Origin of the sequence: Aeromicrobium sp. MLTX1 (assembly GCF_046452335.1) — a bacterium.
Classification (GTDB): Bacteria; Actinomycetota; Actinomycetes; order Propionibacteriales; family Nocardioidaceae; genus Aeromicrobium.
This window is the reverse complement of record NZ_JBKFDN010000021.1, coordinates 1-243: the sequence shown is the minus strand read 5'-3', so window position 1 is coordinate 243 and position 243 is coordinate 1. Positions and strand designations below refer to the sequence as shown.

The following is a 243-nucleotide window of genomic DNA, read 5'->3' as shown; positions in this document are numbered from 1 at the left end:
ACCAAACCCATCACCCGCATCGAAGCCAGTGAATGGATTTATGAGAACGCGCCCGCAGGCAGTGTGATGAGCAACGAGTATTGGGACGATGCCCTGCCGATGCACCTGCCGGATCGGGATCGAAGTGCCTACATCGGCATGACCCTCGATCTCTATGGCGATGAATCCGCCGATAATAGCAAGGTCACCACGCTGGTGGGGCAACTGAGCCAGGTCGATTACATCGTGTTGAGTTCGAACCGC

The 243-nt window shown here is 56.4% G+C and carries 1 protein-coding gene; it reads left to right on the top strand.

Annotation, left to right across the window (positions count from 1 at the left end):
• Positions 1 to 243: hypothetical protein (locus ACK99Q_RS17835; protein WP_410187441.1), on the top strand; the 243-nt coding region annotated here is incomplete at both ends.